Raw genomic sequence first — 7,853 nt, 5'->3', positions numbered from 1 at the left:
CCCCCTTCCTTGCGCCTACCGCAAGGAAGGGGGCCTTCATGTACTTCAGGTCAGACCACCTGGACCAGGGCGTTTCCGGTTTGGTTGGCATACCGGGGCATTCTGGGAAGAAGGTCACAAACCCTGGCGACCCGCGGGGCGCGCGGTAGCTTCGGAGTGGTGCCCACCACATCCACCCCCAGCCGCCGGACCGTGATCAGCGTGTTCGTCGCGCTGGGACTCGCCGGGGTCGCGATGGTGGCGCTGAGCGCCACCGGCGTCGCCGTCAAGCAGGTGAGCGGGCAGCCGCTCGCGATCCTCGAAGAGGTCCCAGGCCCCGACACCGGCCCGACGTGCGCCGTCGACAAACGGTACGTCGACGAGGCGACCTCCGGTATGCGCCCGGACGTCATCGAGGCGTGGAAAGCCCTGCTCGCCAAGGCCAAGGCGCAAAACGTCACGCTCTGCGTCAACGACGGCAAGCGCAGCCGGGCCCAGCAGCAACAGGAGTTCGACAAGGCCGTCCAGCGGTTCGGCTCGGTGGAGCAGGCCAAGAAGTGGGCGCTGCAACCGGAGACTTCCATGCACGTCAAGGGAATCGCCGTCGACATCCAGCCGCTGAACTCGGCATCCTGGGTGGACAAGAACGGCGGCGCGCTCGGCTGGTGCCGTCGTTACGACAACGAGAAGTGGCACTTCGAGTACGACCCGGCCTGGATCACCGGGGGCTGCCCCGCCCTGCTCCCCAGCGCGACCGGCAACTAACCCGCGACTCGCGTGCTCGGAGCCGTAACTCGCGTGATTGGAGCCGTAACTCACGTGATTGAAGGCGGAACTCGCCCAACCACGTGAGTTCCGGCTTCAAGCACGCGAGATCCGCCTTCAGACACGCGAGATCCGGCTCCGAGCACGCGAGTTCGCCGCGTGGCCACGCTAGCCCAGCTTTTCGACCACGTACTTCGCGGCTTCGGCGAGCAACGCCTGGTCGTACGGAGCGTCTTTGGCCGCCTTGCTGGACATGACGGCCATGACGATCGGCGGCCTGCCCGGCGGCCACACGACGGCGATGTCGTTCAGGGTGCCGTAGTCGCCCGTCCCGGTCTTGTCGGCGATGGTCCAGCCGGACGGCAGGCCCGCGCGGATCCGGTCGGCGCCGGTGGCGTTGCGCTGGAGCAGGTCACGGAGGAAGTCGCGTTTGTCGCCCGCCAGCGTGTCGCCCAGCAGGATCCGCTCGTAGTCGGTGCCGAACGCCCGCGGTGTCGTCGTGTCGCGTGGATCCCCGGGGGTGGCTTCGGTGATCAGCGGTTCGATCCGGTCCATCCGCGTGACGGTGTCGCCGAGGCCGCGGGTGAACGCCGTCAGTTCGGCGGGACCGCCCAGATCCCGCAGCAGCAGGTTGCCCGCCGTGCCGTCGCTGAACCGGATGGCGGCGTCGCACAGCTGGCGGATCGTCATCCCGGTGGCCACGTGCTGTCCGGTGACCGGAGCGTGTTTCATCAGGTCGTCCCGGGAATAGCTGACCCGGGTTTCCAGATGGGACAACGGATTGCGCTGCAGGACGGCGGCAGCCGCGACCCCTTTGAACGTCGAGCAGAACGCGAACCGCTCGTCCGCGCGGTGCTCGACCGTGCCGCCGCCTCCGGTGTCGAGCGCGTACACGCCGAGCCTCGCGTCGAACTTCTTCTCCAGCTCCAGCAACCGGTCGTGATACTGCCGGGTGGGTGGTGGCGGCGCGGGGACGGACGACGGCGCGGGCGGAGTCCCGCGAGTACAGGCGGCCAGCGGCGCGAGGACCGCCATCCCCAGCAGCGCACGACGGGTGACAGTCACCGTGATCCCTCCCCCTGATCACTTCGAACATAGCAACTTCTCCACACCTGCCGGATCGGCCAAGCGGCCGAGGACGGACACGGGAGTGTGCCTTCCCCCACTCGACCGGGCCACCATCCTGGTTACCGACGGGTAACCGGCGCTAGGGTGCGGTCAGGACTACCTCTACTTCAGGAGCATTCGTGGCCGCAGGAGCAACACCGCTCGCGCCGAACGCGCGGTCGGTACGCAATGTCGCCTTCGTCGAAGGGGTGCGAACGCCCTTCGGCAAGGCAGGCGAAAAGGGCATGTACGCCGGCACCCGTGCCGACGACCTCGTCGTCAACGCCATCCGTGAACTGCTGCGCCGGCACCCGGAGCTGCCGCCGGAGCGCGTCGACGAGGTGGCGATCGCCGCCACCACCCAGATCGGGGACCAGGGCCTGACCATCGGCCGCACCGCCGCGCTGCTGGCGGGCCTGCCGAAGTCGGTGCCCGGGTTCGCGCTGGACCGGATGTGCGCGGGCGCGATGACCGCGGTCACCACGACCGCGAGCGGCATCGGTTTCGGCGCCTACGACATCGCCATCGCCGGCGGCGTCGAGCACATGGGCCGCCACCCGATGGGCGAAGGCGTGGACCCGAACCCGCGCATCATCGCGGACAAGCTGGTCGACCCGACGGCGCTCGTCATGGGTCAGACCGCGGAGAACCTGCACGACCGGTTCCCGGCGATCACCAAGCAGCGCACCGACGCCTTCGCCGCGCGCAGCCAGGAGAAGTACGCCGAGGCCGTGAAGACCGGCAAGATCGGTCCCGAGCTGGTCCCGGTCGCCACCCGGTCCAAGGAACTCGGGTGGGGTCTCGCGACCGAGGACGAGCCGCCGCGCCCCGGCACCACCGTCGAGCAACTCGCCGGGCTGAAGACGCCGTTCCGTCCGCACGGCCGGATCACCGCGGGCAACGCGGCCGGTCTCAACGACGGCGCCACCGCGGCGCTGCTCGCCGACGAGGACACCGCCCGCGAACTCGGCCTGCCGATCGGCATGCGCCTGGTGGGCTACTCCTTCGCCGGTGTCGAGCCGGAGGTCATGGGCATCGGCCCGGTGCCCGCCACCGAGAAGCTGTTCAAGCGCACCGGCCTGTCGATCGGCGACATCGGCCTGTTCGAGATCAACGAGGCGTTCGCCGTCCAGGTGCTCGCGTTCCTCGACCACTTCGGCATCGCCGACGACGACCCCCGCGTCAACCAGTGGGGTGGCGCGATCGCCTGCGGTCACCCGCTCGCGTCCTCCGGGGTCCGGCTGATGACGCAGCTTTCGCGTCAGTTCGCCGAGCGCCCCGACGTGCGCTACGGCCTGACCACCATGTGCATCGGGATCGGCATGGGCGGCACCGTCATCTGGGAGAACCCGGCGTTCGAGGGGGCCAAGTAGCCATGACTTTCACCGCTGAGCAGGCGAAAGCCGCCTTCCCCGACGAGGTCGTCACGAACGCGGTCACGCGTCTGGTGAAGGTGCCCGGGCTCGACAAGCCGGTCGCGCTGATCACCCTGGACAACGGCCACGACCACACCCGGCCGAACACCTTCGGCCCGCAGGGCCTGGTGAGCCTGAACGCCGCGATCGACACCGCGTTCGCGGCCGAGCCCGCCGCGATCGCGGTCACCGGCAAGCCGTTCATCTTCGCCGTCGGCGCCGACCTCTCCGGCGTCGAAGCGGTCGCGGATCCGGCACTGGCGCGGGAGATCGCGCAGACCGGGCACGACGTGTTCCGGCGCCTCACCGAGACCGAGATCCCGACGTTCGGGTTCATCAACGGCGCCGTCATGGGTGGCGGGCTCGAGCTCGCGCTCTCCTGCCACTACCGCACGCTTTCGGAGAACACCGCCGCGATCGCGTTCCCCGAGGTCTTCCTCGGCCTGTTCCCGGGCTGGGGCGGCACTCAGCTGCTGCCGAACCTGATCGGGCCGGACGCCGCGGTCACCGTGATCATCGAGAACGCGCTGGCGCAGAACAAGATGCTGAAGGTCGCGCAGGCGGCCGAGCTCGGCATCGTCGACGAGGTCTTCGGTTCGGCCGACTACCTCGAACAGTCCCTGCTGTGGCTGGCGAAGGTCGTCAACGGCGAGATCACCCCCGCCCGCCGCGAGATCGACCGCGGCGCGGGCTGGGACGCCGCGATCGGCCGCGCCAAGGCCATTGTGGACGGACGGACGAAGGGCGCGTCCCCCGGCGCGACCAAGGCCGTCGAGCTGCTGGAGCTGGCCCGTGAGAACGACCTCGACCGCGGCTACGCGGCCGAGACCGACGGCCTCGCCGAACTGCTCATGGACGACACGCTGCGTGCCGGGCTGTACTCGTTCAACCTCGTCAACAAGCGCGCCAAGCGCCCGGCCGGCGCGCCGGACAAGTCGCTGGCGCGCAAGGTGAACAAGGTCGGCATCGTCGGCGCGGGCCTGATGGCGAGCCAGATGGCACTGCTGTTCGTGCGCCGTCTCAAGGTGCCCGTGGTGCTCACCGACGTCGACCAGGAACGGGTCGACAAGGGTGTGTCCTATGTGCACGGTGAGATCGACAAGCTGCTGGCGAAGAAGCGGGTTTCGCCGGACGGCGCGAACCGGCTGAAGGCGCTCGTCACCGGTTCGCTCGACAAGGCCGCGTTCGCCGACGCCGACTTCGTGATCGAGGCGGTGTTCGAGGAGCTGGGCGTCAAGCAGAAGGTGTTCGCCGACCTGGAGCAGTACGTCTCCCCCGAGGCGATCCTGGCGACGAACACCTCGTCGCTGTCGATCACCGCGATGGCTTCGAAGCTCAAGCACCCGGAGCGTGTGGTCGGGTTCCACTTCTTCAACCCGGTCGCGGTGATGCCGCTGCTGGAGATCGTCCGCGCGGAGAAGACCGACGACGCCGCGCTGGCCACCGCGTTCGCGCTCGGCAAGCAGCTCAAGAAGTCGAGCGTGCTGGTCAAGGACGCGTCCGCGTTCGTGGTCAACCGGCTGCTGCTTCGCTTCCTCGGCGAGGTGCTGGTGACCGTCGACGAGGGCACGCCGTTCGAGGTCGCGGACAAGGCGCTGGAACCGCTGGGCCTGCCGATGACCCCGCTGACGCTGATGCAGCTGGTCGGCCCGGCGATCGCCCTCCATGTCGGGGAAACCCTGCACGGGGCGTTCCCGGACCGGTTCACCGTCAGCGACAACCTCGACCGCTTCGTCAAGGCGGGCAAGAAGGGCGTCTGGCAGTGGGACGCTCAAGGCAACGCCACCGTCGATCCCGAGGTGGACGAACTGTGGCAGCGCGGTGACTCGCCGTCGACGTCCGAGCAGGTGCGTGACCGCGCGCTGGCCGCGATCGCCGAGGAGATCCGGATCATGCTCGACGAGGGCGTGGTCGCCGAGGCGCAGGACATCGACCTGTGCCTGATCCTCGGCGCGGGCTGGCCGTTCTGGCTGGGCGGCATCACGCCGTACCTGGACCGGGCGGGCGTGTCCGAGAAGGTCAACGGCAAGCCGTTCCTGGCGCCGGGAGTGGCAAGCGTGCCGCTCTCCTGAGCCCGAGCGAAGGCCACCGTCGGCGATCTCTCGATCGCCGACGGTGGCCTTTTGCGTTTTTCGTGAGTTTTGTGGCGCCGTGCTGCGATTTCGGGAACACTCGGCCTACGCCTGGTTCTCCAGGCACTGGGGAAAGAACTGAAGAGAACTGGGAGGAAACCCGATGAAGAGGAACCGGGACTTCTAACGGGGAGGCCAGGCTCCTCCGCCATCCTCGGGGGAGCCTGGCTTTCAGCGCTCGCCCTCGGGCGGGCAGGGCGGGGGCGTGGTCTTCATCTTGGCCGCGACTCCCGCGGGGTCGAGGATGTCGACCTTCGTCGCCTCGGGGAGTCGCTGCCTCAGCTCTTTCGCCCACGTTTCGGGGTCGGTTCCGGCGACGGGCACGAGATGCACCGCCGCGGGAAGGACGTCCGGCGTCGTCAGCTTCACCAGTTCCGGCTGATCCGCGAAGAGCTTCTTGAAGCGTTCGTAGGACTCCGCCTTGGTTTCGGTCAGCACGCGGCGGGCCTTCTGATCGTCTCGCAGCACCTGGGCGGCGCGGGTCATGCCCTCGTCGGTCTCGATGTAGACGACCAACCGGATCCCGCAGAGTTCCCGCTTCCCCAGTGGGACGGGCGCCGTGTCCCGCGGCAGCGCCGCCGGCGCGGGCGGCTCGGCGACCTTGTTCAGGATGACGACGGCCGTGGTCACGGCGGCGGCGACGATCAGCACGCCGACGGCGCCGAGTACCCAGAGCAACCAGTTGGACGCCCTCGGCTCGCGCACGTCTTCCTCCACAGGGACGATCATCACACAGCGCCGATCGTTGGCCGTCCGGACACCACCCGTTCAGCGAGGCTCTTTAGCGTGCCGCCGGTGAACAGCGAAAAACCGGGCGTGGACCGCCGCGGATTCCTCAAGCGCGCGGGCCTCGTCTCCGCCGCGGCCGCGGGCGCGCCGCTCGCCGCCGCCGCGCCGGCGGACGCCCTCGATCTGAACCTCGACCTCGATCTCGGCATCGATCTCTCGTGGCTCTTCGGCCGGGATCGCTACCAGTGGCTGGTGGGCGATCACCACATCCACACGCAGTACTCGTACGACGCGATGTACACAGTGGACGGAATCGCCGACGGTGCCCGGCGGCACGGGGCGGACTGGGCGGTGATCACCGATCACGGCCACGCCGCGCACGAGAAATCGTCGGTGGAACGGACGAACGCCGCGATCAGGGCCGCGCAGCGCGAACACCGCGATCTCCTGCTGTGGCAAGGCATGGAGTGGAACGTGCCGGGCGCCGAGCACGCGACCCTGTTCTTCCAAGCGGGTGCGAACCAGGCCGCGAAGCTGCGCGAGTTCGAGCGCGCCTTCGACTGGCGGCTGACCGGGACCGAAGGCGGCACGCCGGACAACGAGGCGCTGGCCGTCAAGGCGATCCGCTGGCTGGCCGCCGAAGAGCGGGCGCGCCGGATCCACGCGCCGGTGGTGGTGATCAACCATCCGCTGCGCAACGGCCGGATCGCCCCGCACGAGATCCGCGCGCTGCGCGACGCCTCGCCGGGCATCGTCATCGGCATGGAAGGCGCGCCGGGAGCGCAGGCCGACGGCTTCCCGAAACCACTCGGGAGCGGCGGTGGCGCGCGCGGCGGATACGGCAACTCCCCCGGCTCGAACTCGTGGCCGGGCTTCCCGGAGTCGGCGTACCGCACCTACGGCGGTTTCGACTGGAGCACCGCGACCGTCGGCGGGCTGTGGGATTCGCTGCTGGCCGAAGGAAAGCCGTGGTGGATCACCAGCAACTCCGACTCGCACTACAACCGCGGCGACACCCACGTCCGGCCCGGCGTCCCCGACGGGTACTACGACGAGCACGGCGCGTACCCGGACCCGATCGACACCGGCGTCCCGCAGAATCTGCCCCCGTACGCGGACTTCGCGCCCGCTGAGTTCAGCCGGACCGTCGTCGGCGTGACCCGCCGGAGCCACGAAGGCGTGCTGGAGGGCCTGCGCGCGGGACGCGTCTGGGCGGTGCACGGCGGGCTCGCGCAAGAGCTGGAGTTCGGCGCGTACAGCGGCTGGAGTTCGGCCACGATGGGCGGCAGGCTCCGGATCCGGCGCGGGGACGACGTCACCATCGTCGTCTCGGCGAAACTGGCGGCCCGGCCCAACGGCGGCGGCACGATCCCCCGGCTCGCACGGCTCGACCTCGTGTCCGGACCGGTGACCGGCCCGGCCGCCGACCGTGACACGCAGACCGCTCCGGGCACACGGGTGGTGCGCTCCTTCGAACCGCGGTGGACACCGGGCAGGCGGGTCGCCTTCCGGCACACCTTCCGCAACGTGCGCGAGCCGTTCTTCGTGCGGGCACGCGGAACGGACGGCAAGAAGCACGTGCCCGGCGGGATCGAGCCGAGCGCCGACGTGATCGGGCAGTCGAACCCGTTCGAAGACCTGTGGCTGTACGGGAACCCGATCTTCGTGGACGTGCGGTAGGTGTCGCGCCTCGTGAGTGGCTAGGACGGTTAGAACCGTCCTAGCC

Annotated in this window: 6 protein-coding genes; 4 read left to right on the top strand and 2 right to left on the bottom strand. The window is 69.4% G+C overall.

Going from position 1 to position 7,853, the window contains the following annotated elements:
• The first annotated feature begins 156 nt into the window (after positions 1 to 156).
• Positions 157 to 744 (top strand): D-alanyl-D-alanine carboxypeptidase family protein, encoded by a 588-nt coding sequence (locus tag ACFWMR_RS41770; protein ID WP_378382404.1) that lies wholly within the window; start codon positions 157 to 159, stop codon positions 742 to 744.
• A 168-nt stretch (positions 745 to 912) separates the two neighbouring features.
• Here the strand turns inward: ACFWMR_RS41770 and bla are convergent, their stop codons facing one another.
• Positions 913 to 1,779: a class A beta-lactamase gene (gene bla, locus ACFWMR_RS41765; protein ID WP_378382405.1), complete on the bottom strand. Its 867-nt coding sequence runs from the start codon at positions 1,777 to 1,779 to the stop codon at positions 913 to 915.
• A gap of 212 nt (positions 1,780 to 1,991) precedes the next feature.
• On the opposite strand from bla, the gene ACFWMR_RS41760 reads away from it, so the two are divergent.
• Positions 1,992 to 3,224 (top strand): thiolase family protein, encoded by a 1,233-nt coding sequence (locus tag ACFWMR_RS41760; RefSeq protein WP_378382403.1) that lies wholly within the window; start codon positions 1,992 to 1,994, stop codon positions 3,222 to 3,224.
• 2 nt (positions 3,225 to 3,226) lie between these two features.
• Positions 3,227 to 5,338: a 3-hydroxyacyl-CoA dehydrogenase NAD-binding domain-containing protein gene (locus ACFWMR_RS41755; protein WP_378382402.1), complete on the top strand. Its 2,112-nt coding sequence runs from the start codon at positions 3,227 to 3,229 to the stop codon at positions 5,336 to 5,338.
• A gap of 231 nt (positions 5,339 to 5,569) precedes the next feature.
• Here the strand turns inward: ACFWMR_RS41755 and ACFWMR_RS41750 are convergent, their stop codons facing one another.
• Positions 5,570 to 6,103: a permease-like cell division protein FtsX gene (locus tag ACFWMR_RS41750; protein WP_378382401.1), complete on the bottom strand. Its 534-nt coding sequence runs from the start codon at positions 6,101 to 6,103 to the stop codon at positions 5,570 to 5,572.
• 90 nt (positions 6,104 to 6,193) lie between these two features.
• Between ACFWMR_RS41750 and ACFWMR_RS41745 the strand changes: the two genes are divergently transcribed.
• Entirely contained in the window at positions 6,194 to 7,807 is a 1,614-nt protein-coding gene (locus tag ACFWMR_RS41745) for a histidinol-phosphatase (protein WP_378382400.1), read from the top strand.
• The last annotated feature ends 46 nt before the right edge of the window (positions 7,808 to 7,853 follow it).

It is taken from the genome of Amycolatopsis thailandensis (genome assembly GCF_042723255.1).
Classification (GTDB): domain Bacteria; phylum Actinomycetota; class Actinomycetes; order Mycobacteriales; family Pseudonocardiaceae; genus Amycolatopsis; species Amycolatopsis thailandensis.
This window is presented reverse-complemented; position numbering and strand designations above follow the sequence as displayed.